Genomic DNA, 25,146 nt, shown 5'->3' on the forward strand with positions numbered 1-25,146 from the left:
AAGCCGCGATCTGGGCGCGCGACAATATGAGGAAGCCGCTGATCGCCTACATCGCCGGCCTTTCGGCGCCGAAGGGCCGCCGCATGGGCCATGCCGGCGCCATCATCTCGGCCTTCGGCGAGTCGGCGCAGGAAAAGGTCGAGATCCTCAAGGACGCCGGCGTCGTCATCGTGCCGACCCCGGCAGCGTTCGGTGCAACGGTCGCCGATGTCCTGAAACAGAGGCTGAAGGCGGCTTAAGCCCGCGCCTGGCCCGGCCGAGGTGGTGCGTCGAAATCGCTGGCAGCATCGCGAACTGCCGGACTCGTCCGGCGGTTCGCCGTGCGATTGCGCAAGTTGAGAGGTTATGAATGAAGTCGCGTGTGATCGTAACCCGCCGCTGGCCGGCCAAGGTGGAGAGGATCCTGGTAGAACGGTTTGACGCCGTGCTGAATGAAGATGATGTGCCACTGACGGCAGCGGAACTCGCAACGGCGTTCCAGACCTATGACGCAATCCTTCCGACGGTCAGTGATCGACTGCCTGCCTCGGTGTTTCCGTCTGACCGCTGTCGCACTAGACTGCTCGCCAATTTCGGGGTCGGTTTCAGCCACATAGATGTGGCGGCTGCCCGCGAACGCGGCATCGCGGTGACGAATACACCGGGAGTGCTGACGGACTGCACGGCGGACATCGCGATGAGCCTGCTCCTGTCCGTCGCACGCCGCGCCGGTGAGGGCGAGCGGCAACTGCGCGCCGGCGGCTGGAAGGGATGGTGTCCAACGCATCTCATCGGCACGAAGGTCTCAGGCAAGAAGCTCGGGATCATTGGCATGGGACGCATCGGCAAGGCCATGGCACGTCGAGCGCATTTCGGCTTTGGCATGGATGTCGTCTTCTACAACCGTTCCAAGGTTGACGACGACGAGACCCGATCAATGTCTGCCCGGCAACTTCCTTCCATCGAGGCGGTGCTCGGTGAGTCCGACTTCGTCTCGCTGCATTGTCCCGGCGGAGCCGAAAACAAGCATCTGATTGACGAAGCAAGGCTCTCAATCATGAAGCCGAGCGCTTTCCTCATAAATACGGCGCGTGGAGATATAGTCGACGAGACCGCCCTCGTCCGCGCGCTCGACAAGGAAATGATCGCCGGCGCCGGACTCGACGTCTATGCGGAAGAACCGGCGGTGCCCCGAGGCCTGGTTGAGAGGGAGAACGTGGTTCTCCTTCCCCATCTCGGCAGCGCGACCGCGGAGACACGAGAGGCGATGGGCATGAAGGCCCTGGACAATCTCATCGCTTTCTTCGACGGCAAACCCGCTCCGGATCGGGTGGTGTGATGGTGCTGCCCGGCCCTGCGCCGGCATTTATGGACCTCCGCAAACAGGCGATCGACCTGTTTCGGATGGGCGTCGCAGCGGCTGAGCCGGGCCCTGCGGTTGTCGCTGCGCTGGAACGGCACGCTGAGCGGCTTGAAAAGGCCACGCGCGTCATCGTTATCGCCTTCGGCAAGGCGGCTTGCGCGATGACTTGCGCGGCATTGCCGCTGATTGGCGGCAAGCTGCACAAGGCCGTAGCTGTCACCAATGCCGAAAATGCCGTGGTGATCGATGGCGTGGCGGTCATCACGGCCGGCCACCCCCTGCCGGATCAGGGCAGCCTCGATGCGGGCCGCGCCGTCGAGAACCTCGCCCGATCGGCGGAGTCTGGCGACCTTCTTCTCGTTCTCGTCAGCGGTGGCGGCTCGGCGCTGTTGTGCGCTCCCTCGGCCGGGCTGTCGCTGGCTGACAAGATTTCGCTCAACGACACCCTCATCCGTTCGGGCGCCGACATTCGGGAAATCAACACTGTCAGGCAGCATTTTTCGCGCCTGAAGGGTGGACGCTTGGCGCAATTGGCATTGAGGGCCGACATACTGTCGCTCATTGTCTCGGATGTGCCCGACGATGACGTTCGCCTTGTGGCTAGCGGCCCTACAGCTCCGCTCTACGCTTCCGTTTCCCATGCGCAGAGCGTGCTTTCGAAGTATCGGGTCGACTCGTCTTTCAGGGACGCTCTTCTTTCGCCGGACGAGCGCTTTTCAGAAGCGATGTCCTACCGCATCGAGAATGTGGTCGTCGGTTCCAACCGCATTAGTGTTGAAAGCGTGATGGCAAAAGCCCGGCAACGCGGCATTCGTGTCGTCAAGGCCACCGACTGGTTGTCCGGCAATGTCCGTGACGCTGCTGGCACGCTTCACGGTATCGCGCTCCAACATGCCTGCCATGCAGGACCGGTGGCGGTGGTCGCCGGCGGCGAGACAACCGTCGAGGTCTCAGGCACGGGCAAGGGAGGACGCAATCAGGAACTGGCGCTGCGGTTCGCGCTGGCCAATGAAGAGAAAGCGATCCGCCGCGACTGGGTGTTTCTGAGCGGCGGTACCGATGGCCGGGATGGTCCCACCGACGCGGCCGGGGCTATCGTCGACGCAGGGTCCACGTTCCGAATGCGCAATTTCGGTCCGGAGCCCGCTGTCCTGCTGGCCAACAATGATTCCTATGCCGCGTTGGCAACGTCTGGAGATTTGTTGATGACGGGCGCTACCGGCACCAATGTCGCGGACCTGCAGATATTGTTGATGCAGTAGCATTTCGTCGCATTCCACGCCGTCCAGCAACATGAAGCCGCGCCGGCCAGAGCGCGCGCAAGGCCCACGCTTCGCGGAGGCCCAATCCAACCCGTGTGTCGATCTGATCGATTGTACTAGAAGGAAAATTAAATTCATGCTATGAATAGCAATCATGGCGGATCGCGTCGAGCGGGGATCAATGCCGAAGGGTGGTCGAAGCAGGAAAAGCGGTCGGCCAGCATAGGGGACTGCAAGGGAGAAGGCGCAAGAGCCGAAGGCCGGGAACGCGCATGAATGCCGCCGAGTCTAAGATCAGCGCCAATGTGTCGGGACTTAGGTGGAGTCAATGCCCGAAAAGAGCAGATTCAGGATCTTGATCGGAGAGCGCAATCCGCTCGTGGTCGCTGCCCTTGGGGATATGATCTCGCGAGATGACCGCTTCGATCTCGTTGGCAGCGTCCAGGCCGGTGAGGCTTTTCTCCGGGCGGCGTCAGCCTCGACTCCTCAGTTCGACCTCGCCGTGCTCGGGTGGAAATTGTCGGATATGGACGCCGGCGCTGTCATGACGGAGATGCAGCGGCGCAGCCTGCATGCGCGCCTCGTGATCTTTTCCAACGATCACGACATTGCTATCCTCAAGCAGTGCGTGCGCCTTGGCGTTCAAGGGTTCTGCTATCAGTTCGATGACCCGGCGATCCTTTTCGACACCCTGGTCGCGGTCGCCAATGGCCGGATTTGCGTCCCTTACCTGGACGTCTCGAAAATCAACGACACGCCGATGTCGCGACTGACGACACGCGAGCGCGAGCTGCTTTCGGTTCTGGCCGACGGCTGGACCAATCTGCAGATCGCGACCCGCACCGGAATTTCCGAGAATACGGTCAAATACCACCTCAGAAACCTCTACGACAAACTTGACGTCCGCAACCGGGCGATGGCTGTGGCGCTCTACGCCGGCGAGAAAAATCGAGGGCGCGTTTGAACCCGCCGTGAGGGTTTGCCATGGCCTGCGTCGCTGTTCTTGGCAATCCTATATGCGGGACAGCCTTCACGGCCTGGGGTTACCCGGTCCCCGCCGTGTTCGGCGGCTTTGAAGCAATACGTGACGGCTAGACTCTCTCCAAGAAAGTCCGGGGTGCTGCGGTCGCGTGCGTTCGTCCCCGTCAAGGATAAGCGGGAAGGGCGCCAGGGTCTACCCGCGCAGCGAACAGGGGCATCGCAAGCCTTGCTGCGTCAGCGTAAAGCATCCGTCCTGAGGCGCGAACCAGATCCTTGCCGATGATCGCTTCCAGAACACCTTGTGTTCTGAGCGGCATCAGATCGGTGCAGTCGCTCATTCTGGCGAAAACGCTGCTGATCGGTATGGCAATGCCGTGGATCGGAACGAGCGGCTCTTCGTCTTTCTCGCCCCATTCCTCGAGCGCCTCGAGCGCTTCGTGAAAGGCGTTCTGGAGGGTGATCGGCGCATGCCCTTCAAAGAGATCTGGAAACACCTTGTGTATATCCATGTCCAAGTCCCTCCCCGAGGTCCCCTTGTGAAACGCGCTGAGCTAGCGGTTAGTGGGATCTGAACCTCAGTCTTAGATGCTTTGCCTTCTTTTCCTATGAGGCAACATCTTTGCATAACAGTTAAATGGCGTCCAGATCCAAAACGCGCTGGACCAATGTTGGCAAGATCGTGATTCATGCTTGGTTCGACAGCCCCAGGTCGGCCTTGCGGATCATCATTCGGTCGGTGCTCCGACCCACCCGAACGAATGGCAAATCTACCCGTCCGGGCGTTTTCAAGAAGGCGGAAAGTCTATCTGCTTCCAGATGGAGAATCCCGAGATATCCGCCTGATTCGGCAAGCTCGGGATAACGCTTGGAAGAATGGGTGCCGCTTTGAACGACAGCAGACCAATCAGCTGTCACGAGGACGTCAGGAGCCTGCTTTTCAGGCTCCTGACGACCGTCGTCAGCGAACGGGAACCCGGGATGGGGGATGTTCTGACCGGGCGTGCAAGCCTCGACACCCTCACTGACGCCCAGCGCATTCCTGCCCTGCAGGCGACAGGGATATGGTTCCAGCTCGTCGCGATCGCTAACGAATTGCTGGCAATGCGTTCACGCCGCGAGCTTGAGCAAATGGACGGCTCAAACGAGGTGATTGGCTCCTTCGCCAATGTCATAGGCGAAATAAAAACCGCCGGCTACCCGGCCGAGGAGATCCAAGCCACCCTCGATAAGCTGAGTGTCGGTCCAACCATGACCGCCCACCCGACCGAGGCAAAGCGAGTCACAGTTCTCGAAATCCACCGGCGCATCTACCGCAAGCTCACCGAGCTCGAGCAGCAGCGCTGGGCACCACGCGAGCATCAGCAATTGATCGACGATCTCAGGAGCGAGATCGAGCTGCTGTGGATGTCGGGTGAGTTGCGGCTTGAACGCCCCTCGGTTGAAAGTGAGATTGCCTGGGGCCTGCATTTCTTCCGTGAGGTGATCTTCGAGGCGACTCCGAAGATCTATGATGCCGTGGAGGAAGCGCTCGCCCGTCACTACCCGGATTACGACCTCAAGGTGCCATCCTTCATGCACTATGCGTCGTGGATCGGCGGGGACCGTGACGGCAATCCGAATGTGACCGCAAGCACTACCGCTTGTGCGCTCAAGGAATCGCGCCAGGCGATTATCGGCTGGTACATCCAGCAGGTTCGCCGATTGGTTACGGTGCTTAGCGTCAGCGCCAATGTCGTCGACATCCCTGAGGACTTCACCAAGGCGCTGGGCCAGGCGCTGCATCGGAGCGGTGCGGCTCGCGAGATTGTGGCGCGCAATCCTGGAGAGCCGCTGCGACAGTTCGCGGCTGCGATGCTGGATCGCTTGCGGGCCATGCTCGGTGAGACCGCGGCCAAGCCGTATGCCCGCTCGGAGTTGCTCAAGGCCGACCTGCGCCACCTCGAGACGGTGCTGGCCAAACTGGGTGGCAACCACGTCGCGCGACGCTTCGTCCGCCCCCTGCGCCAGCAGGTCGAGACTTTTGGCTTCCGCACGGTCGCATTGGATATTCGCCAGAAGTCGACGGTCGTCAATCGAGTACTGGCCGAACTTTTCAGACTTACAGATACGGATCAGGCGCCAACGCCGGATACGCCACAATGGAGCACGCGCATTCGGACAGCACTCAGCACAGGCGAACAGCTTGGGATCGACCGGGGGGCGCTCTCGGCAGAGGCGTGCGAGCTCCTTGACCTGTTCGATGTCATTCGCGGGGCCGCGTCTGGACCGAACGGCGGTGCGGTGGGCGCCTTCATATTGAGCATGACACGCTCTTGCGATGACCTGCTTGCCGTCTATTTGCTCGGCCAATACAGCGGCATGGCCACCGCGCTCGACGGCAGCGGCACAATCGGACTGCGGGTCGTACCCCTTTTCGAGACCATTGCCGACTTGCGTGCCGCCCCCGACATTTTAGATCGGCTGCTGGCGGTCTCGATCGTACGCCGCTCGCTGCGCGACTTCTCCAACCGGCAGGAAGTCATGCTGGGATATTCCGACTCCAACAAGGATGGCGGGTTCCTCGCTTCGAACTGGGAGTTGAATAAGACGCAAAGGCGTATCCACGCCCTGGGCCAGAAGCGGAAGATCAAGATCAGCTTCTTCCATGGCCGCGGCGGTTCGGTCAGCCGGGGCGGTGCGCCGACGGGCCGCGCGATCGCCGCCCAGCCCGCCTGCACGGTCGACGGAGCGATGCGCGTGACGGAGCAGGGCGAGGTGGTGTCGTCGAAATTCGCCAACCGCGGCACGGGGCGTTACCAGCTCGAAATCTTCGCCGCGAGCGTTTTCGCCCACAGCGTCAAGTCGGCCAACGAGCCCGAACTGAGGGACATTCCCGAGTTCAATGAGGCTCTGGAGGCGTTGACCGGCATGTCGCAGGCATCCTATTCCAGCCTTATCAACGAGCCGGGTTTTATCGACTATTTCCATCAGGCCAGTCCTGTGGAGGAGCTGTCGCTGCTCAAGATCGGATCGCGTCCGGCACGCCGCTTCGGGGCCCGCGACATTTCCGACCTGCGTGCCATTCCTTGGGTTTTCGCCTGGAGCCAGAACCGGCATCTGCTGACCAATTGGTACGGCATCGGCAGCGCGCTCAATTCCTTCCTCAATGTTCGAGGCAACGCCGGACTGGAGCTGCTCAGGCAGATGTTCGAGCGCTCGCGCTTCTTCCGTCTCATCGTCGACGAGGTCGACAAGGGAATTTACCAGACCGACATGGAAATCGGCCGGCTCTATGCCGGGCTGGTCCAAGATCGCGAGGTGGGTGAACGGATCTACGGCAAGATCGCCACCGAATATCTGCTGACCCGAAAGATGATCGCCGAGGTCAATGGTGGCCTGAAAGTCTCGCAGCGCTTCCCCACTTTCAAGCGGCACTTCGATCGCATTAGGCCGCAGATGGACAGCATACACCGATTGCAGGTGCAGCTCTTGCGCGAGGTCCGCGCACAGGACGGCTCCACCGCAAAACCAAAGCGGGCGGTCAACGCGCTTTTGCTTTCGATCAACTGCATTTCAGCCGGTCTTGGCTGGACTGGGTGACCGCGATCTTGACGCAAGCGTCGCGTCGCAAGGGAGGAGCCTTATGAATATTTCGACCAAGCCTGGCATCAGCTCCGCAGGTCGGTTCTTCCGCGCCGGCGTGGCCATTACGGATCGTGCCGTCGATGACGCCATGAAGCGCGAACTCACACGCCAGCGTGACGAGGTCGAGCTGATCGCTTCCGAAAACATCGTTTCCAAGGCGGTGCTCGAGGCACAAGGTTCGGTGCTGACCAACAAATATGCAGAGGGCTATCCGGGCCGCCGGTACTATGGCGGCTGCCAATTCGTGGACGAGGTCGAGGATCTGGCGCGCGAGCGCGCCAAGACGCTGTTTGGCTGCTCCTTCGCCAACGTCCAGCCAAACTCTGGCAGCCAGGCCAACCAATCGGTTTTCATGGCGCTGATGCAGCCTGGTGATACCTTTCTGGGTCTCAACCTCGCCGCCGGCGGACATCTCACCCACGGCGCGCCGGTCAACCAATCCGGCAAGTGGTTCAATGTCGTTTCCTACGGGGTTCGCCCTGATACTCATCGCATCGACCTCGATGAGGTGCGCGATCTGGCACGCAAGCACCGGCCCAAGGTGATCCTTGCCGGCGGTTCCGCCTATCCGCGCATGATCGATTTCAAGGCCTTTCGCGCGATAGCCGACGAGGTCGGCGCCAAGCTGTTCGTGGACATGGCGCATTTTGCCGGCCTAGTTGCTGGTGGTGTCCACCCCAACCCCCTCGAATACGCCCACGTGGTGACCACAACCACCCATAAGACCCTGCGCGGCCCGCGTGGCGGCATGGTGCTGTCCAACGACGAGGAGATCGGGAAAAAGATCAATTCGGCGGTGTTCCCCGGCCTCCAAGGGGGACCGCTGATGCACGTAATCGCCGCAAAAGCCGTCGCTTTCGGCGAGGCGCTGGCGCCCGAATTCAAGGTCTATGCGGCAAACGTTGTGGCCAATGCCAAGGTCCTTTCCGAGGCCCTCGCCGAGGGGGGCGTTGATATCGTCTCGGGCGGTACCGACACGCACTTGATGTTGGTCGACTTGCGGCGCAAACGACTGACTGGCAAGTCTGTTGAAGCCGCGCTCGGTCGCGCCCACATCACCTGCAACAAGAACGGCATCCCGTTCGACCCGCAGGGCCCTATGGTGACGTCGGGCATCCGCCTAGGCAGCCCGGCCTGCACCACACGCGGCTTGCTCGCGGAAGAATTCCGTCAGGTCGGACGCTTGACGATGAGCGTGATCGATGGGTTGTCTGCCAATGGCGAAGCCGGCAACGCAGCAATCGAGGCGGCTGTGCGCGAGGAAGTGCACGATTTGGTCAGCCAATTCCCGATCTACGACTGATTCCTGGAGCAGCTCAGTTTTGATAGAATTGGTCGTCCAGAAGTTGATTCTCAAGCAACTCCAGACGGAAAAGCCGCAACGCCTTTCCTCTCCGGTGAAGCCGAATTGCATCGCGCGCGGAGTGCTTCGGCAAGACGACCGGATTTAGTCTAGACTAATCTAGAGCTGTTCAGCGTTCGGTATAATCGCTGAACTGCTCCAGCTATTTGTTTTACGCTATTCCGGACGGAAAGCGTTACGCACTTGGCGCGAGTTCGCCCGAGATGTCGGCTAGCGAGCGACTATCAATCGTGACGACGGCTTCAATTCCCACCGAGGCAACGCGAGGGGCAAGGCTTCTTATGGTCGCGCTCCGCGATCGAAAGATGCGTTCCACCGCGACCTGGTCTGCGGTGTCGCGAACGCATGCGCGTGAATGCAAACCCATATCAAGGTTCAGTCTGTTCAGGAGCATCTCTGCCTCACCGACGCCATCCACTATCTGCACCGCGTCACTTGACAGGAAATTAACTTTGCCTGATATTCCTGTTGGGAAATTAATTTTCCCACACGAAAAGCGCAACGAAGCCGAAAATGGCCGTCTGGAGGAGAACAAATGGAAGCAACACTCAGTAGAACCGACGAACTCAGCCTCAACCAGCGCATCGATAGGATGCATGCCCGCGATCGCGCTGGCCTGCTGGTCTTCGTTGTCGTGCTGTGGGGCACACTTCTTTTCGCGCTGTTCAGCGTGTGGCCGTTCATTTCGATCCCCGCCATGCGCATCATCCTGTCGGTCGCGTGCGGATTGGTGCTGGTTTTTAACACCGCGGCCATAATCGCCATGCTGCGCCACTACGTCGAGGACAAGCACTTCATCTACGGCCTTGACATCAAGCATCTCGACGAGATGCGCAGGCGTCGGGGCTAAGGAGCTAGAAAATGGCATATCAACCTCCCAAGCAAGGCCTCGCCGGTCAGGTATTCGACGTCATTACCCTACTCGTGCTGACCGTGGGCGCCCTCTATTTGCCCCTCTACCTGGGCTTTGCCGGCGCCGCCAAAACACCTAACCCCATCGCCAATCCGACCTGGGAAGCGCTTGGTCAGAATGCGACCGAGGCCAAGCAATGGGCGGCGATTGGAATTGCCGACCCGGCTGCCGCGAACGACATCATCACCGCGCGCTTCGATTACAGCTTCAACTGGCTGCCGCTGATCGTCATGGCGGTGCTGGTTGTTGGCTATTTTGTCCTAGTCGTGCGGCTTTCCGACAGGGAATACCGCGAAGTGATCGAAGAACGCTTCGATCCCAAGCGGCGATAGGGAGGCGACCATGGATATCTGGAACATCCTTGAATACGTGGCCTGGGCCCTGTCAGCCCTGTTCGGTGCGCTGATGCTCATGAACCTAATTCGCATAGACACCACCTACGACAACGAGCTGCTGACCTCATCACGCGAAGGCGAGATCGAGGTGACGGCCGAGCGCCACCAGATCTGAGGGGACGGAAATGGCAAACGTGACTGCAACCGCACCCGCAACCGAGCGACTTCAGCTCCTGCGCGTGCTCGGCCCCGCCCATATCTGGGCCCTCGGCGTCGGGATCGTGCTGGTCGGGGAATATATGGGCTGGAACTTCTCTGTCGGCAAAGGCGGCATGATCGCCGGACTTGCCGCCTGCTGGGTGGCAGGCCTGCTCTACACATGCGTGGCGATGATCGACTCCGAAGTGACGTCAACCATTGCCGCGGCTGGCGGCCAGTACGCTCAAGCCAAGCACATTGTCGGACCGTTGATGGCCTTCAATGTCGGCCTGTTCCTGGTCATGGCCTACACCATGCTCGAGGCGGCCAACGCGATTACCGTCGGCTATCTGCTCGACACGGTCGCGGGGATGATGGGCCATACCGGCCTCAACCAGAAGCCGTTCATCATCCTTTCCATCATGTTCCTGGCGTGGCTCAATTTCCGCGGCGTTTTGGCTACACTGACCTTCAATCTGGTCATCACCGCCATTGCTTTCCTGGCGATCATTGCCCTGTTCGTCTCGGTGCAACTCGGGGCCTCTGCCGTGCCGATGGACTTTTCGGCGATCACCACAGCCCCGCTGCCCTACGGCTGGATCGGCATCGTCGCGGCGCTGCACTTCGGCTTGTGGTATTATCTCGGCATCGAGGGCACCTGCCAGGCCGCGGAAGAAGTGCGGTCGCCAGCGCGTTCGCTTCCCTACGGTACCATGGCCGGCATCATGACGCTGCTGATTGCCGCGACCATGACCTGGTATGTCTGTTCAGGCCTCTTGCCTTGGGAATATCTCGGCCAGGCCGGAACGCCGCTCTTTGACGCCGCGCGCGTCACGGGCAACACCGGCTTGATGGTGCTGCTCTTCGTCGGCACGATGTTTTCGACGCTCGCATCGGCCAACGGATGTATCAACGATGCCTCGCGCGCCTGGTTCTCCATGGGCCGCGACCGCTATCTGCCGAGCTGGTTCGGCGCGGTACACCCGGTCTACCGCACGCCGTATCGGTCGATCGTTTTCCTGGTTCCCATTGCCCTCATCTTCGCGCTTGGCGCGCCACTCGACCAGGTCGTGACATTCTCGATCCTGTCGGGCCTGCTCGGCTACACCTTCATGACCTTCAATATGGTCATGTTCCGGCGCAAATGGCCGCTCGAAACGATCAAGCGCGGCTATGTGCACCCGCTCCACCCACTGCCGACGATCGTCCTGCTGACGCTGTGCGCTGCCGCGTACTTCGCTGTGTTCCTTGGCTACGGCACGCAGCTCAGCGCGATGATGTGCTTCTACATCGTGGCATCGCTCTGGTTCCATTTCCGGCGCTATCGGTTCGTGCGTCGGGGCGACCAGTTCACCATGCCCTGGCCAAAGCCGCGCGGTTACTGAACCTGTCAGACGTGGCGGCGCGCTCTTGCGCCGCCACGTCCTCATCAAGGCGATCTCGATGATCACCACCATCGCTCTTTCCGCTTTCATCGCGGCTGCTGGCGCCTGGATAGGCAAGCGCGCGATCAGCGACCATCGTGCCTCCCTCGCGAAACGCAGGGGGCTTCTTGACGAGGCGGCGAGGTCTTTTCCCGATGCGCGGATCAGCTTCGCCCCCGATCACTTTCCCATTCTTGTCAGCCGCCTTGAGGACGGCAGACAGGTGCGGATCGAACTCCTTGCCGACACAATGGTCACACGTCGACTGCCGCAGCTCTGGCTCCGGGTGACACTCAGCGAAGTCAGCGAACGCAGCCGGCCAGCGATTGGCGTGCTCGCCCGCCCGACCGGTGCTGAATATTATTCGCTTGTCCATGACTTGCCTGAATGGATGGCGCCACCACAGATGGACGCATCAGTGTTGATGCGCGGCGATGGTCGCGCCACTGCCTGCCAGGTTGAGCGCGCCATAGCGATCTTCCGTAACCTCTTATCCGATCCCGCCGTTAAGGAAGCCATCATTTCGCCGCGCGGTACCCGGGTGATTCGCCAGGTCGCCCAGGGCGAGCGCGGAGCACATCTATTGCTGCGGCAGATCCGCTTTGCAGTCACCACGATTTCCGCCGATCTCGTCAGCAAGGCAGTCGCGGAGGCGCAGTCCCTGAGCGAGGCGCTGGCCGCGGGCGGCGCCACCACTGCTGTCCACGAAGCCGCCTGAGGTCGCCGATGGCCAAGCCAATCAATCCTTACCTGGTCCTCGCCATGGCGATCCTCTGCCCCGGGGCCGGTCATTTTGCCGTACGCGACCCGAGGCGCGGGCTAGCGTTTGCGTTCTTCGTGCTGTTCTTTTCGGTGATCAGCTATATGACGACAACCCCGGATCAATCGTTCATCGGGCGACATGCGTTCGGGTTGTTCGTGTGGGCACTGTCGATCCCGGATGCCTATCGTCGGGCTCGGGTCCTGGCGACGGCGGCATCAAGCGCGAGGCATCAAAGCCGTCTCGCTTGAGCGAAGACACTGGGAGACTCGCGCCGGTTCGTGCTCGCGCCGCCAATCGCCAGGGCAACCCAAGCCGCAACGATGCCTCTTATTGTCGGTATCCGCGGCGTGCCGCCGAATGGCGCTGCCCAGCGGGGTTTTATTCATCGGCGGCGACGGTACTTTCGGCGACACCTCCGAAGCGTTACCGCTCGGCCGAACAACCGAAGTTCGTTCCGGCCGATACCGATAGGTGCTAAGCGCTCAAAAATACTTTTGCGTCTATTTTCCATTTAAAATCAAAAGCGTAACCTTTTGGCGGCCTCGGCGTCGGAGTTTGTGGTTTCATGGATTTTTTCAGAAATCGACTATAGGCGTGTCGGGCATCTGTTGGTCAAACAGGGCCCAGAAGCTGGAGCCTCGGGTTTCAGAATACCAATGCTCGAAATCCGCAAGCGCGGCGTGAATGCTGGCGGATTGACCTTCGCTTGAATCCCGAAACATTGCCAGCGCGACCGGGCCAAAATGCGAGATCACCTCCATGCGCGCCTCGCTGTCTGCATCCCAGCCGAGGCGAGTACGCAAAGCGGCGAAGGCGCTCGCCACGGCTACATCCTCGCTTTCCGCCGGACCTATTGCGTCGGCGATGACCTGCATGAGGTTGAGCCGCCTGAAGGCGATTGCGCGGTCCTGCTCCAGCGCCGCTATCTGCCTTGCCGCCTCGTGCCGGAAACTCGTCTCCGCAGCCTTGGCGGCCTCGGCCGCAGTCATCAGTTCAAGCAGAAAGGATGCTGGCATCGTGTCTTCCCTCGGAAAGATCCGATCCTTTTCAGGGCCAATTCTGTGAGGGTGGCGGAAGAGAGTGGGAGTCGAACCCACCAAGGACCGACTCGCGGCCCCTCCCGGATTTGAAGTCCGGACGCCCCACCGGGGACGATGCTCCTCCAGAGGCCTCTGTCAGTGGCCCATTGTTCTCCTGGCGTCGAAACAGGTCCAGCCGATGCTTGTTGATGCGCCGCAGGTCGCCGCGGCGCAGGGTGACGCCGTGCCGGTCGAGAAATTCGAGGATGTGAACGGCAACCTTGCGCCCGCTGCCCGCACTGTCGCGAAATTGTGCGGCGCTGAACTGCCCGTCATGCTCGGCCGCCAGACCGCAGGCGATATCGACGATCCCAGCCAGCGCCGAGCGAAGGAAGAAGTGATCATGCGCAACCTCGTGCACCATACCGATGCGCCCGGTAAGCTTCAGAAGCTTGCGGATTTCTGCTTCCGGCCTGCCAAGCTCGCCCGCGATGTCGCGCACTCTTGGGGGGTGAAATCTCACCGGGCCGGCCATCAACGGCTCGATCTCCCGCCACAGAGCTTCCTCCCTGGCGGCAAGACGGACTTCATGACCCGGAAGCCGTATCCAGGCGCCGTCGAGCTCAATTTGGCCGACACGGACGAGACTTCGCATTGCTGCAGCGAAGGCGGGCGCAGGGAGACAGGGATCGAGATGAAGGCGCAGCTTTTCCATGCCGATGCCCGGCAAATCCGGGTTGTCGGCGTGAAAGGTCTCCAGGATTGTGTTCAGGTCGCGTTTGAACCGAGTCCAATGCATCGACGAGACAACAAACTGCGTTTCGTTGGCGGAAATAGTCACAAGGCCGAGACGGTCGATCAGGGTTGCGACCTCATCGGCACCGAGGGCGCGGTCGCGGGCGAAGGCTCCCAGATCCAGATAGCGGGGCGGTGTGTCAAGGAGCGTGGCGACGGCCTTTTCCGGAACAGGGTTGGCTAACGCTTCGAGTCTAGCCAGCCGTTCCGGTGAGCGGCGTTTCCGGCTCGGCGCCCTAAGGTCGATGAAGCGCCCGCCGCCTATGGTTCGCTGCGCAGAGGTGTCGCGCATCACGTAGGCATCTCCGGCAACGGCAGCGATCGGGCTTTCCAAAACGACCTGGACCTTGGCCGTGCCGCCTGGCGCTATAGGCTCATCGCCGAGAAGAACGATCCGAGCCCCGACCTCGGTCGCGGCGTGATGGAGCCGCACCGGAAACCATTGCCCGATCGGCCTTCGCTCGCCGGGCAGAACACGCAGCTCGGCATCGATCCTATCTGCCGGCGCGTGAAGCGCGGGATCGAGGATCACACATCCGCGCCGTATCGCTTCCTTGCTGACCCCGTCGCCGGCCAGATTGAGTGCGCAACGGCTCCCGGCGCGGCCGCGTTCCGCGACCCGGTTCTGGGCGTGGATCGAGCGAATGCGCGCGGCAAGTCCCGACGGGCTCACCACGACGCTGTCGCCAAGGCTGACGGAGCCTGAAAGGACGGTGCCGGTTACGACCGTACCGATGCCGTGGAGGGTAAAGCAGCGGTCGACCGCCAATCGAAAGCGGCCGGAGGCTGAGCGTTCGGCAAAGCGCAACGCCTCTTCGAACAGCAGGCATTTGAGGTCATCGATGCCTTCGCCGGTGACTGCCGATACAGGGATGACCCCAGCATCTTCCAGGACAGTGCCCACGAGGGTGGATCGGATGTCGGCGGCAACGGCAACGCGTCGTGCCGGGTCGGCCAGATCGCACTTCGAAAGTACGACCAGCCCACGTTTGACGCCAATGAGATCGACGATGGCCAGATGTTCACGCGTCTGCGGCATGACGCCGTCGTCAGCCGCCACGACCAGCAGCACGAAATCGATGCCGCTTGCGCCTGCGACCATCGTGTGCACGAAGCGCTCGTGGCCGGGAACGTCGATGAAGCCGACGACATTTCCGCTCGGCGTCGCGAGATAGGCGAAGCCGAGATCGATCGTCATGCCTCGCGCCTTCTCCTCCTGGAGCCGATCCGTGTCGACGCCGGTCAGCGCCTGCACCAGCGCCGTCTTGCCATGGTCGACATGTCCCGCCGTGCCGACAATCATGGCGCAGGCTCCTCGAGCGGCGATGTCGCGTGGCGTTCCGCCTTGGCGATTTCGTCGACGGTGAGCGCAGCGCGCGCCGCGTCCATGTACCGGCCTGCGAGAACACTACCGCCTACTTGCGCTCGCAGGAGCCACACATAAGCTTCGACCGCGTCGGCGGGAACGCCAGCCCCGAGATGGCAGGCAGCGCCGAGCAGGGCCTGACCGTCCGCGTCGCCACGCAACGCGGCCTTGCGCCACCAGCGGACCGCCTCGGCAGGATCGCGCGACACTCCGAGTGCGTTGTGATAAAGCATGCCGACACGGGTCATTGCCGACGCGATCCCTTGCTTTGCGGCGGCCAGCGCCCAGCATCGCGCTTCGGCAATGTCAGGCTCGATGACCTCACCCTCGAGCAACATCCAGCTCAGCATGTCCTGCGCCGGTCCGTCGCCTTGTTCGGCCGCGGCCCGATAGAGTTCGGCCGCACGGCGGTAATTCTGTTCAACGCCATCGCCGCGGAAACAGAGCGAGGCGAGATTCCGCAGCCCGACCGGATCGCCGGCTTCGGCAGCGAGCGCCAGCCAGCGGAAGGCGAGATTGGCATCACGCTCGACGCCGAGGCCCTCGGCAAAGCAGGCGCCGATATTGTTTTGGGCGCGCGCCGATCCAGACCGCGCCAGCGGCTCCCAGATGGCTAGCGCTGTGGCGTAGTCGCTGCGCTTGGCAGCGTCGATGGCGACGGCTAACTGGTCAGCCACGGATGTCCGGGCCAGCTTGTGCGCGAGACGATCAAGCCACCGCATCGTCGCCTCCTGGAGAGAAGCTCGCAAGATTGGCCGCCAAGCCGGCCTCGTCCTCGAGGCAGCGCAGATCGAGGACGAGCGCCTGCTTTTCAATGCGCCCCATCACGGGAATGGGCAGCGCCCGCAATCCTGCCGCGAGCGCTTCCAGGGCCTGACCGCTTCCTGATTGGTGGCTTGTGGCAAGCCCGGCGCTCGGCAAGGTGTCGAGCGGCATTGCACCTGATCCGACCTGGCTGCGGCACTCCACCACGTCGACTATAAACTCATCGCCGACAACATTGGAAAGCACGGGAGCGAGGCGCCGGGCCTGTGCGGCAATTTCGGCAGCGGGGCGTGCAAGCAGCCTCAGCGTCGGCAAACGTTCAACCAGGCGATCCGGGTTGCGATAGAGCTTCAGCGTCGCCTCCAGTGCGGCGAGCCGGAGCTTGTCGACGCGAAGCGCTCTCTTCATCGGGTTTCGGTTGACCTCGGCAAGAAGGTCTTTCCGGCCGACGATGAAACCAGCCTGCGGCCCGCCGAGCAGCTTGTCGCCCGAGAAAGTAACGAGATCGGCGCCGTTCCCAATCGCTTCGCCCACGGTAGGCTCGTGCATGAGTCCATATCGTGTGAGATCGATGAGCGTGCCGGACCCCAGGTCGTGGATGAGCGGCACACCGCGCTCCTTGGCGATCGCCGAAAGATCGCGCGCCGAGACCTCGGCCGTGAACCCTTCGATCCGGTAGTTGGACGTGTGCACCTTGAAAACAAGTCCGGTCGCCGGACCGATGGCCGATAAATAATCCCTGGGATGCGTGCGGTTGGTCGTGCCGACCTCAACGAGTTTCGCGCCAGCGCGGGCCATGATGTCCGGCATGCGGAAAGAGCCGCCGATCTCGATCAGCTCGCCACGCGACACGACGGCCTCGCGGCCAAGCGAAAACGTGTTGAGGACGAGAAGGACCGCGGCAGCGTTGTTGTTGACAATGGTCGCGTCCTCGGCCCCGGTGAGCTCGCATATGAGGGTCCGCAGATGATCGTCACGCTCGCCGCGTCTGCCGGTGCCGATGTTGAATTCGAGCGCCACTGCTTCGCTCATGGCAGTGCGCACCGCCTCTAAAGCCTCGCCCGCGATGAGCGCGCGGCCGAGATTGGTGTGCAGCACCGTGCCAGTCAGGTTGAAAACCGGGCGCAGCGACGGGCACTCCGCGGCCTTGAGGCGGACGAGTGCGTCGGCGGCGAGGTCGCTCGGCTCGGGCACTGCAGCCCCAGCACGGCAAGCTGCCCGCGCTTCTTCGAGAGCGTCCCGGATGGCGCGCGTCGAGGCCTGCTGCCCGAAACGCTCGATCGCAGCGGCCGCGAGCGCGGTCTTAAGCACGCGATCGACTGACGGGAGATCGCGCAGGCGGCTTGTGGGCAAACTGGTCATCGCGCCCTCAATAGCCGATCAGGAAAGGGTTGAAGGATCCGCGGCGGTAGCCACCTTCGCGGACGAGGATGTCGAGCCCAAGCGTGGCCACGTCGTCGGCAACCGGGTCGAGGCCGGAATCCTTGTGCTGGTGAAGGATCTTCACATAGCAGCCGCAGGAATCGCAGGTCTCGGCCTTCACCGTGCCCGGTCCGCTATCGACCTCCTGGTAGCCGATGCCCTTGGTCGAGCCGCACAGCGTGCATTTGATGCGCACGTAGTTCCAAAGCGTGCCGCATAGCGAGCAGGCGCAGAACCGCGCCCCGTGGGCGCCCTGCCAGCCGACGACGATTGAGGATGTCGGCGGGCTGCCGCAGGCGGGGCATGCGCCGTCGCCCACCGGCATCAGTGCTCGGGCATCGAGGCGGGCGGCGAGACGGGCGAAGTGGACCTGTAGCGCGGCCGCGACATAGACATGCTCGGCGAGCGCCTGCATCGGAATCGCGTCGGCAAGTACATTGCGCACCATGTCGCCAAGCATCGCCGGAGTGGCTTGCTTCAAACGGTCCAACGCATCGGCCGCGGCGACCGTCTTCCTGATCTCCGACGCCGCGACGATCAGGCGGTCGAGCGTCTCGGCGGCTGCGTCGGGCGCGAGGTTGCCGCGGTCGAGCGGCGGCATTCCAAAGCTGCGCGCACGCTCGCGCACCGCGGCATCAGGCATCTCCGGCTCCGCCAAGCGTTGCTGGATGCGGTGCTGAACATCGGCGAGAGCGGCAAGAAAGCGAAGATAGGGACCCAGGTCATGGCCCGCCGCCAGCGCGTTCCACCGCTCAGCGCGGCGAGAAAACAGAAGCGCGGGCTCGGGAAGGCGGGCAAAAGGAGGAGCCGAGACTTCGCCAATGGCGGTGGGGTCGAACCCGGCCGGAATGATCTGTCTTGGCATTCGAACCTCACGAACCGCACGGGCCACGTGGTTGCCTGACCGGCGCGCACAATCATGCGCAAACACAAAATCTAGGGCGCAAAAGTCATCCCGCCAGCGCCCGCTCTATTCGGCGGGCTTCGACCCCGACGGTCCCGTCTCCTTGCGAGATCTGGTGACGAGTTCCCGCAGCCATTTGCGGTGATGCCGCCAGGCCCAGCCGCCAGTCACCCGTCCGCGGGTCATGGCGGAAATGGTACCCCGCACCCAGATGGCCGAGTAGAAATGGACGATCCAGACGCCGATGATCACCACTGCGGCGATGGAGTGGATAAGTATGGCCAGGCGCTTCTGATCGATTGTCGTATATTGGAAGAAATATTGATCCCATGCCACCAATCCGCTGGAGATGAGGATCACAATCAGAACCGACATCGACCAGAAGACGAGCTTCTGGCCGGCATTGTACTTGCCGACTTCAGGGGCATTGTCCTCATGATTGGCCAATACGTCACGGAAGCGTGCGAGCCACGTTCCGTCGTCGCGTTGCCAAAGGTTGGCCTTCCAGAACCGAAGGAAAAGCCCAAGGAAGCTGAAGAAGAGCACGACTCCGATCCATGGATGGATGAAGCGCGTGAACTGGCCGCCGCCAAAAAGGCCTGACAGGAAGAACAGGCTCGGGTGAAACATCGCAAGTCCGGACAGGCCGAGCAGGATCAGGCTGGCCGCCGTGATCCAGTGGTTGATCCGCGCCCCGACCGTATAGCGGTCCACGATAACTGGTCTGCCGGGATGTATTTGTTCGTTTGGCTTCACGTCATCGGCGGCCATGGCTATCGCCTTCCGTCAACTCTTCGGCGTGCTCCTCATCCGCCGCGGTGACCCTGTTCGGTCCCATGATCAAATGGTGGAGCAAGCCGATGCCGGCTGCCACACCCAGGACCGTGAGGCCGGCATATTTGGTCACACCTTTCCACGCCTCCACCAGCGGGCTGATCCGCGGCTCCTTCGGCAGGCCCGAGTAGATTTCCGGCTGGTCGGCATGATGCAGCACATACATCACATGTGTCCCGCCGACGCCTGGCGGATCGTAAAGGCCGGCGTTCAGATAGCCGCGCGATTTCAGGTCCTTGATGCGGCCATCGGCGTGCTGTTTCATTTCGTCTTTCGTGCCGAACACAATCGCCTGCGTCGGGCAAGCCTTGGCGCATGCGGGGCCCTGGCCGACTGCGACGCGGTCTGAGCAGAGCGTGCATTTGTAGGCCGTGTGATCGACTTTGGAGATGCGCGGAATGTTGAACGGACAGCCCTTGATGCAGTAGCCGCAGCCGATGCAGTTCTCGTGGACGAAATCGACGATGCCATTCGAATACTGCACGATCGCGCCCGGCGCCGGGCAGGCCTTGAGGCAGCCGGGATCGGCGCAGTGCATGCAGCCGTCCTTCCTGATCAGCCATTCGAGTTCGTTGGTTTCGGGATTGTCCCATTCGCTGTAGCGCATCAGCGTGAACATGTCCGGCGTCAGGTCCGGAGGGTTCTCGAAGGCGCCGTCGAAGGCGCCAACCGGCGGGTGCGTGTCGTTCCACTCGATGCAGGCCGTCTGGCATGCCTTGCAGCCGATGCATTTCGAGACGTCGATCAGCTTCGCGACTTCCGTCAGCTGCCGCTCGGGGGCAAGTACGTTCGATGCCGAGCGGCGGATGAGGTCCTTCTCGGAAAAACGCGGCGCCGTCTCCGTCGTCGAAGGGTTGGGAAGGGGAGGAAACATCGCTTGCCCCTCCTATGCCGCCGGCCCTGGCGCGGGCTCGATATTGACCAGGAACGCCTTGTACTCGGGCGTCTCGATATTGGCGTCGCCGACAAAGGGAGTGAGCATGTTCGGGCCGAAGCCTTTCTTCGCCGCTCCCGTGAACCCCCAGTGCAGCGGAATGCCGACGATATGGACGATCTTGCCGTCGCAGGTGAGCGGCTTGATCCGCTTGGTCACCATGGCCTTCGCCACAACAGAACCGCGCTTCGACCAGACGCGAACCCAGCCGCCCTTGGTGATGCCCTTCTCGGCTGCAAGCTGTTCCGAAATCTCCACGAAGAACTCCGGCTGGATCACCGCGTTGACGATGACGTGCTTGGTCCAGAAATGGAAATGCTCGGTCAGCCGGTAGGAGGTCGCCGCATACGGAAACTCCTTCGAAGCGGCTTCGGCAAACTGGGCCATGTCGCCCTTGAATACACGAGCGGCCGGATTGCCGCGGACTTTGGGCGCCACAGGATTGACGATCGGTGACTCGAACGGCTCGTAGTGCGCCGGGAACGGTCCGTCGCGCATCATGCCCCGGGTAAAGAGGCGCGAGACGCCTTCCGGGTTCATGATGAACGGGCCAACCTGATCCGGCTTGGCCGTAGGCACAATGTCGGGCACGTCGTAACCCGACCACTTCGCGCCGTCCCATTCGATCACTTTGCGGCTTGGGTCCCAAGGTTTTCCGGTGAGGTCAGCCGACGCCCTGTTGTAGAGGATGCGGCGGTTGGCGGGCCATGAGAACGCCCATTTCGAATAGAAGCCGGCGTCGTCCGGATCGGTCGTATCGCGCCTGGCCATGTTGTTGCCGTTCTCGTTGAAGCACCCGGAATAGATCCAGCAGCCGCAGGCGGTCGAGCCGTCGTCACGCAATGCCGCAAAGGCAGGCAGCAGCTTGCCGGCCTCGGCCAGTACTTTTGTCGGGTCGGCCGTGTCGGTCACCTTGGCGAGCGCCCTGCCGTTGATCTCCTGGGCAAGCTCCTCGGCCTTCGGATCGCCGGGATCGGCATAAGGCCAGTTGAGCTTGACGATCGGATCGGGGAAGGCGCCGCCTTCCTTGGTGTAGAGCTCCTTCAGGCGCAGATAGAGCTGCGCCATGATCCAGGTATCGCGCTTGGCTTCGCCGGGGGGCGTGCCGCCGGCCCAATGCCACTGCAGCCAGCGCCCTGAATTGACCAGCGAACCGTCGTCCTCGGCGAAGCAGGTTGACGGCAGCTGGTAGACTTCCGTCTGGATCTGCGACGGATCGACATCGTTGTACGGCCCATGGTTCTCCCAGAACCGCCCCGTCTCCGTGTCCAGTGGATCCATGATGACGAGGAATTTGAGCTTCGAGAGTGACTCGATCACCTTCTTCTTGTTCGGGGCCGCCTGCAGCGGGTTGAAGCCCTGGCAGAAATAGCCGTTCATCTTGCCCTGGTGCATCAGCTCGAAAGCACGCAGCAGATCGTAGCCCGGCACGTCGAGCTTCGGCAGGTAGTCATAGGCGAAGTCGTTCTCCGGCGTTGCCGCATCGCCCCACATCGACTTCTGGAAGCTGACGAAGAACTTCTTGTAGTTCTGCCAGTAGCTCATCTGGTTCGGCCGCAGAGGCTTGAAACCACGCGTCGACATGTAGGTCGCGAGGTCCGGCTCCTTCTGCGTCGGCAGCGTGAGATAGCCGGGCAAAAGGTTCGACATCAGCCCGAGGTCGGTCAGCCCCTGGATGTTGGAGTGGCCGCGAAGCGCGTTCATGCCGCCGCCGCGTATGCCGATATTGCCGAGAACAAGCTGCAGCATCGCCATGGCGCGGATGTTCTGCGAGCCCTTCGAGTGCTGGGTCCAGCCGAGCGCATACATCGAGGTCATCGCCTTGGTGGGCGAAGAGGTCTCCGCGACCATCGCGGCCACCTTCAGGAATTTGTCCGTTGGCGTGCCGCAGATGCGCTCGACCATCTCCGGCGCGTAGACGGAGACGTGGTTCTTCAGGAGGTTCCAGACGCAACGCGGGTTCTGCAGCGTCTCGTCAACGACGGCAAAGCCGTCCGGACCTATGTCATAGTCCCAAGTGGACTTGTCGTAATCCCGCTTCGCCTCGTCATAGCCGGAGAAGAGGCCGTCCTTATATGTGAAGCCCTCCTTGACGACATAGGTCGCGTTGGTGAAGGCCTTCACATAGTCCCACTGCACCTTGTCGTGCTGGATACAGTAGTTGATCAGGCCGAGCAGGAAGGCGATGTCCGTTCCCTGGCGGATCGGTGCGTAAAGATCCGACACCGAAGCCGAGCGCGTAAAGCGCGGGTCGATGACGATGAGCTTGGCGCCGCGGTTGGCCTTCGCTTCCGTGACCCATTTGAAGCCGCAAGGATGCGCTTCCGCAGCATTGCCGCCCATGATCACAACAAGATCCGTATTCCTGATGTCTGTCCAGGAGTTGGTCATTGCGCCGCGGCCGAATGTTGGGGCGAGACTCGCCACCGTCGGGCCGTGTCAGACACGCGCCTGGTTGTCGAACACCAGCATTCCCGCGCTGCGCACCACCTTGTAGGTCGCGAACGCGGTTTCATTGGTCGAAGCCGAGGCGGCAAGGAATCCGGTGGAGATCCACCGGTTGACCGTCGCCCCGTCATTATTCCTCGCGACGAAGTTCTTGTCGCGATCGTCCTTCATCAGGCGGGCGATGCGGCCGAGTGCGTCTTCCCAGCTTATCGGCTCGAATTTGTCGGACCCGGGCTTGCGGACCATCGGATGCTGCAGGCGGGTCGGAGATTTTACGAAGCCGAGCAGAGCCGACCCCTTGGGACACAAGGTGCCACGATTGGTCGGATGGTCGGTATCGCCCTCGATATGGGTGATGTCGGCCTGCTCGCCCTTTCTAAGATCGCCTTTCGAATAGAGGATTATGCCGCAGGCTACGGAACAGTATGGGCAGGTGTTGCGCGTCTCGGTGGTATTGGCGAGCTTGAAGGACCGTATCGCCGCCGCATGCGCGGCTTCGATCTCGGCGAAGCCGAGAGCCCCTAACGTCGTGCCGGCGAGACCCGCGCCTGTCGTCTGCAGGAACGCGCGTCGTGAGAGTTCAACATTCATCTGGATTCCCTCCCGAATTCCATGCCCATAGGGGCATCCAGAACCAAGAGATACTGACGCCATTTTGAGCCGAATTGGCGCAATGTCAAACACTTAGAGCGCAGGCCCGACCGGGCAAGAAGGCGTTGACGCTTTTCCGAATGTGGCACTACAGTATGGCGTGGTGTTGGAAACGGCTCCCGCGTTGCGGGGCGACATCGGCAAAGCGCCTCCGCGCCTGACCAGCCTTGCTCATGGCGGCGGTTGCGGCTGCAAGCTGGCGCCTTCCGTCCTGCAGCAGCTTCTTGCCGAGGAGACGGAACCCAGCCTCTTTCGGCAACTCCTTGTCGGCACCGAAACTGGAGATGATGCTGCCGTCTGGCAGATCGACGACGCAACCTGCGTGATTGCCACCACCGATTTCTTTATGCCGATGGTGGATGATCCGTATGACTTCGGCCGGATCGCCGCGGCCAACGCACTCTCCGACGTCTACGCAATGGGTGGGCGACCGATCATGGCTCTGGCCATCCTCGGAATGCCTCTGGAGAAGCTGCCGACGCACGTTGTGCGGGAAATACTGAAGGGCGGCCGCGACATCTGTGCCGTGGCCGGAATACCGGTCGCGGGTGGCCATTCGATCGACTCTCTGGAACCGATCTACGGGCTTGCCGTGATCGGCACTTGCCGGCCGGCGAACATCCGGCGCAATTCGCGAGCCAGGCCTGGAGATGCCTTGATCCTGACCAAAGGCCTCGGCGTCGGAATCTATTCCGCAGCCATCAAAAAGCAGGCGCTGTCGCCCAGCGGCTATGACGAGATGATTGCTTCAACGACCCGTCTCAACCGGATCGGGGCCGAACTCGCCGAGGACGCGAGCGTGCATGCGATCACCGATGTGACCGGGTTCGGCCTGATTGGACACGCCCTTGAAATGGCGCGCGGTTCCGGTTGCACACTTGTGATCAGTGAGCAGGAAGTTCCCGTCTTTGCACAAGCCTCCTCGCTTGCGGAGCAAGGCTTCTTTACCGGCGCATCGCGTCGCAATTGGGCAAGCTACAGCGAAGCGGTGCGACTGCATGAAGGCATGCCGGAGTGGCGGCGCTATCTTCTTACTGACCCACAAACTTCGGGTGGACTGCTGATTGCCTGCGAGTCGAGCAGCGCCGATGCACTGGCCGAGACAATCGTCAGGAGCGGCCATCCGTCGGCTAGAGTGATCGGATGCGTCGAGCGCGGGCGACCTGCCGTAGCGATCGAGGAATGAGCCATCTGCTCGAGCGTCTCGTCCTTCGGCATTGGCCGCGCCGGCTATCGCGGACGAAGCGGTGATATCGATCCCAAGTCACGCGCATTGCATGAGCTCGAAACAGCCGGGAAGCTTCAGCGCTTCGGCCGATTGCCGACTGCAGGTATATGCGAAGCCCTGGCATCGGGCGCAGCATCGGCGGCGTTCAGGCGCATGGATGCCATTCATGCGGGTGCGCTGCCTGTCCCGAGAGCGAGCGATCGGCTAGCGTCGGTACACTTGCGCGCCATTGATCGGACCGATTGTCGTGCCGGGAACCTGTCCAAGCCCTTTCCCGCCCGGGAGGATGCTCTTAAACGCGAGCGAAATCTATGCTTAGAGCAAGATGCCTCCATATTGCATCCACAATCGGTCGCAGTCCCATGCCCTCAGACTTGGTGAGGATGGAAGTAGGATTGGGGAGATGTATTTTCCTCAGTTTCTGGTCGGATTGCTGATGGTGTCGAGCGTCGTCGGAACTTAGGCCTATGCGGCCACAGGATCCATTTGGATGAGTGTTGACTAGATCCTCATCGCCGCGCAGTACGCGTTTCTCATATCGGCCCGACCTCCTATATGCTTAGCGCAAAAGCATG

The 25,146-nt window shown here is 61.8% G+C and carries 20 protein-coding genes, 1 tRNA gene and 2 pseudogenes; 13 read left to right on the plus strand and 10 right to left on the minus strand.

Annotation, left to right across the window (positions count from 1 at the left end):
* The 4 genes and pseudogenes from EN853_RS31505 to EN853_RS31520 form a co-directional block, all read left to right on the plus strand.
* A pseudogene (locus EN853_RS31505) lies at positions 1 to 239 on the plus strand (succinate--CoA ligase subunit alpha); the annotation flags it as partial.
* Positions 240 to 349: 110 nt separating this feature from the next.
* A complete protein-coding gene (locus EN853_RS31510) occupies positions 350 to 1,318 on the plus strand; it encodes a D-glycerate dehydrogenase (protein WP_127862860.1) in 969 nt (322 codons plus the stop codon).
* Positions 1,318 to 2,604: a DUF4147 domain-containing protein gene (locus EN853_RS31515; protein ID WP_210235045.1), complete on the plus strand. Its 1,287-nt coding sequence runs from the start codon at positions 1,318 to 1,320 to the stop codon at positions 2,602 to 2,604. Before EN853_RS31510 ends, EN853_RS31515 begins: the two co-directional genes overlap by 1 nt.
* A 328-nt stretch (positions 2,605 to 2,932) precedes the next feature.
* Positions 2,933 to 3,568, plus strand: coding sequence for a response regulator transcription factor (locus EN853_RS31520; protein ID WP_127862861.1), 636 nt, complete (start codon positions 2,933 to 2,935; stop codon positions 3,566 to 3,568).
* A 181-nt stretch (positions 3,569 to 3,749) separates the two neighbouring features.
* Here the strand turns inward: EN853_RS31520 and EN853_RS31525 are convergent, their stop codons facing one another.
* Positions 3,750 to 4,094, minus strand: coding sequence for a hypothetical protein (locus EN853_RS31525; protein ID WP_127862862.1), 345 nt, complete (start codon positions 4,092 to 4,094; stop codon positions 3,750 to 3,752).
* A gap of 469 nt (positions 4,095 to 4,563) precedes the next feature.
* On the opposite strand from EN853_RS31525, the gene EN853_RS31530 reads away from it, so the two are divergent.
* The 8 genes from EN853_RS31530 to EN853_RS31565 all read left to right on the plus strand — a co-directional run bounded on the left by EN853_RS31530 (position 4,564) and on the right by EN853_RS31565 (position 12,453).
* A complete protein-coding gene (locus tag EN853_RS31530) occupies positions 4,564 to 7,164 on the plus strand; it encodes a phosphoenolpyruvate carboxylase (RefSeq protein WP_245517501.1) in 2,601 nt (866 codons plus the stop codon).
* A gap of 43 nt (positions 7,165 to 7,207) precedes the next feature.
* Entirely contained in the window at positions 7,208 to 8,512 is a 1,305-nt protein-coding gene (gene glyA, locus EN853_RS31535) for a serine hydroxymethyltransferase (protein WP_127862864.1), read from the plus strand.
* 595 nt (positions 8,513 to 9,107) lie between these two features.
* Positions 9,108 to 9,422, plus strand: coding sequence for a hypothetical protein (locus tag EN853_RS31540; RefSeq protein ID WP_127862865.1), 315 nt, complete (start codon positions 9,108 to 9,110; stop codon positions 9,420 to 9,422).
* Between the two features lie 11 nt (positions 9,423 to 9,433).
* Complete coding sequence (locus tag EN853_RS31545) at positions 9,434 to 9,817, plus strand: hypothetical protein (RefSeq protein ID WP_126101782.1); 384 nt, start codon at positions 9,434 to 9,436, stop codon at positions 9,815 to 9,817.
* A 10-nt stretch (positions 9,818 to 9,827) separates the two neighbouring features.
* A complete protein-coding gene (locus tag EN853_RS31550; protein ID WP_167524661.1) occupies positions 9,828 to 9,995 on the plus strand; it encodes a hypothetical protein in 168 nt (55 codons plus the stop codon).
* 10 nt (positions 9,996 to 10,005) lie between these two features.
* Entirely contained in the window at positions 10,006 to 11,403 is a 1,398-nt protein-coding gene (locus EN853_RS31555; protein WP_126101781.1) for an amino acid permease, read from the plus strand.
* Between the two features lie 58 nt (positions 11,404 to 11,461).
* The gene (locus EN853_RS31560) at positions 11,462 to 12,160 is read left to right on the plus strand and encodes a hypothetical protein (RefSeq protein WP_127862866.1); all 699 of its coding nucleotides are present in this window, start codon (positions 11,462 to 11,464) and stop codon (positions 12,158 to 12,160) included.
* Positions 12,161 to 12,168: 8 nt separating this feature from the next.
* Positions 12,169 to 12,453: a hypothetical protein gene (locus EN853_RS31565; protein WP_127862867.1), complete on the plus strand. Its 285-nt coding sequence runs from the start codon at positions 12,169 to 12,171 to the stop codon at positions 12,451 to 12,453.
* Between the two features lie 327 nt (positions 12,454 to 12,780).
* Here EN853_RS31565 and EN853_RS31570 read toward each other — a convergent pair whose 3' ends face one another.
* From EN853_RS31570 to fdnG, 9 genes and pseudogenes are all read right to left on the minus strand, one after another.
* Positions 12,781 to 13,221 carry a hypothetical protein gene (locus tag EN853_RS31570; protein WP_127862868.1) on the minus strand — a complete coding sequence of 147 codons (441 nt, stop codon included), beginning with the start codon at positions 13,219 to 13,221 and terminating at the stop codon, positions 12,781 to 12,783.
* Positions 13,222 to 13,273: 52 nt separating this feature from the next.
* Positions 13,274 to 13,369: transfer RNA gene (locus EN853_RS33805), tRNA-Sec, on the minus strand.
* A 126-nt stretch (positions 13,370 to 13,495) separates the two neighbouring features.
* Positions 13,496 to 15,322 (minus strand): annotated as a pseudogene (gene selB / locus EN853_RS31575) (selenocysteine-specific translation elongation factor); the annotation flags it as partial.
* The gene (locus EN853_RS31580; protein ID WP_127862870.1) at positions 15,319 to 16,107 is read right to left on the minus strand and encodes a tetratricopeptide repeat protein; all 789 of its coding nucleotides are present in this window, start codon (positions 16,105 to 16,107) and stop codon (positions 15,319 to 15,321) included. The pseudogene selB and the gene EN853_RS31580, both read right to left, overlap by 4 nt.
* Positions 16,094 to 17,512: an L-seryl-tRNA(Sec) selenium transferase gene (gene selA, locus EN853_RS31585; protein WP_127862871.1), complete on the minus strand. Its 1,419-nt coding sequence runs from the start codon at positions 17,510 to 17,512 to the stop codon at positions 16,094 to 16,096. Before selA ends, EN853_RS31580 begins: the two co-directional genes overlap by 14 nt.
* 7 nt (positions 17,513 to 17,519) lie before the next feature.
* Positions 17,520 to 18,437, minus strand: coding sequence for a formate dehydrogenase accessory protein FdhE (gene fdhE, locus EN853_RS31590; RefSeq protein WP_127862872.1), 918 nt, complete (start codon positions 18,435 to 18,437; stop codon positions 17,520 to 17,522).
* A 105-nt stretch (positions 18,438 to 18,542) separates the two neighbouring features.
* Positions 18,543 to 19,247, minus strand: coding sequence for a formate dehydrogenase subunit gamma (locus tag EN853_RS31595; protein ID WP_127862873.1), 705 nt, complete (start codon positions 19,245 to 19,247; stop codon positions 18,543 to 18,545).
* Positions 19,234 to 20,184 (minus strand): formate dehydrogenase subunit beta, encoded by a 951-nt coding sequence (gene fdxH, locus EN853_RS31600; RefSeq protein ID WP_127862874.1) that lies wholly within the window; start codon positions 20,182 to 20,184, stop codon positions 19,234 to 19,236. Before fdxH ends, EN853_RS31595 begins: the two co-directional genes overlap by 14 nt.
* A gap of 12 nt (positions 20,185 to 20,196) precedes the next feature.
* Positions 20,197 to 23,283, minus strand: coding sequence for a formate dehydrogenase-N subunit alpha (gene fdnG, locus EN853_RS31605; protein ID WP_127862875.1), 3,087 nt, complete (start codon positions 23,281 to 23,283; stop codon positions 20,197 to 20,199).
* Positions 23,284 to 23,467: 184 nt separating this feature from the next.
* On the opposite strand from fdnG, the gene selD reads away from it, so the two are divergent.
* Positions 23,468 to 24,529 carry a selenide, water dikinase SelD gene (gene selD, locus EN853_RS31610; protein WP_245517248.1) on the plus strand — a complete coding sequence of 354 codons (1,062 nt, stop codon included), beginning with the start codon at positions 23,468 to 23,470 and terminating at the stop codon, positions 24,527 to 24,529.
* The last annotated feature ends 617 nt before the right edge of the window (positions 24,530 to 25,146 follow it).

Source organism: Mesorhizobium sp. M1C.F.Ca.ET.210.01.1.1 (assembly GCF_004791585.1).
Classification (GTDB): domain Bacteria; phylum Pseudomonadota; class Alphaproteobacteria; order Rhizobiales; family Rhizobiaceae; genus Mesorhizobium.

Excerpts from the sequence above, each read along its gene's own strand:
- EN853_RS31510 (WP_127862860.1), top strand. The coding sequence starts at position 350 with ATGAAGTCGCGTGTGATCGTAACCCGCCGCTGGCCGGCCAAGGTGGAG.
- EN853_RS31515 (WP_210235045.1), top strand. The coding sequence starts at position 1,318 with ATGGTGCTGCCCGGCCCTGCGCCGGCATTTATGGACCTCCGCAAACAG.
- EN853_RS31520 (WP_127862861.1), top strand. The coding sequence starts at position 2,933 with ATGCCCGAAAAGAGCAGATTCAGGATCTTGATCGGAGAGCGCAATCCG.
- EN853_RS31525 (WP_127862862.1), bottom strand. The coding sequence starts at position 4,094 with ATGGATATACACAAGGTGTTTCCAGATCTCTTTGAAGGGCATGCGCCG.
- EN853_RS31530 (WP_245517501.1), top strand. The coding sequence starts at position 4,564 with ATGGGGGATGTTCTGACCGGGCGTGCAAGCCTCGACACCCTCACTGAC.
- glyA (WP_127862864.1), top strand. The coding sequence starts at position 7,208 with ATGAATATTTCGACCAAGCCTGGCATCAGCTCCGCAGGTCGGTTCTTC.
- EN853_RS31540 (WP_127862865.1), top strand. The coding sequence starts at position 9,108 with ATGGAAGCAACACTCAGTAGAACCGACGAACTCAGCCTCAACCAGCGC.
- EN853_RS31545 (WP_126101782.1), top strand. The coding sequence starts at position 9,434 with ATGGCATATCAACCTCCCAAGCAAGGCCTCGCCGGTCAGGTATTCGAC.
- EN853_RS31550 (WP_167524661.1), top strand. The coding sequence starts at position 9,828 with ATGGATATCTGGAACATCCTTGAATACGTGGCCTGGGCCCTGTCAGCC.
- EN853_RS31555 (WP_126101781.1), top strand. The coding sequence starts at position 10,006 with ATGGCAAACGTGACTGCAACCGCACCCGCAACCGAGCGACTTCAGCTC.
- EN853_RS31560 (WP_127862866.1), top strand. The coding sequence starts at position 11,462 with ATGATCACCACCATCGCTCTTTCCGCTTTCATCGCGGCTGCTGGCGCC.
- EN853_RS31565 (WP_127862867.1), top strand. The coding sequence starts at position 12,169 with ATGGCCAAGCCAATCAATCCTTACCTGGTCCTCGCCATGGCGATCCTC.
- EN853_RS31570 (WP_127862868.1), bottom strand. The coding sequence starts at position 13,221 with ATGCCAGCATCCTTTCTGCTTGAACTGATGACTGCGGCCGAGGCCGCC.
- EN853_RS31580 (WP_127862870.1), bottom strand. The coding sequence starts at position 16,107 with ATGCGGTGGCTTGATCGTCTCGCGCACAAGCTGGCCCGGACATCCGTG.
- selA (WP_127862871.1), bottom strand. The coding sequence starts at position 17,512 with ATGACCAGTTTGCCCACAAGCCGCCTGCGCGATCTCCCGTCAGTCGAT.
- fdhE (WP_127862872.1), bottom strand. The coding sequence starts at position 18,437 with ATGCCAAGACAGATCATTCCGGCCGGGTTCGACCCCACCGCCATTGGC.
- EN853_RS31595 (WP_127862873.1), bottom strand. The coding sequence starts at position 19,247 with ATGGCCGCCGATGACGTGAAGCCAAACGAACAAATACATCCCGGCAGA.
- fdxH (WP_127862874.1), bottom strand. The coding sequence starts at position 20,184 with ATGTTTCCTCCCCTTCCCAACCCTTCGACGACGGAGACGGCGCCGCGT.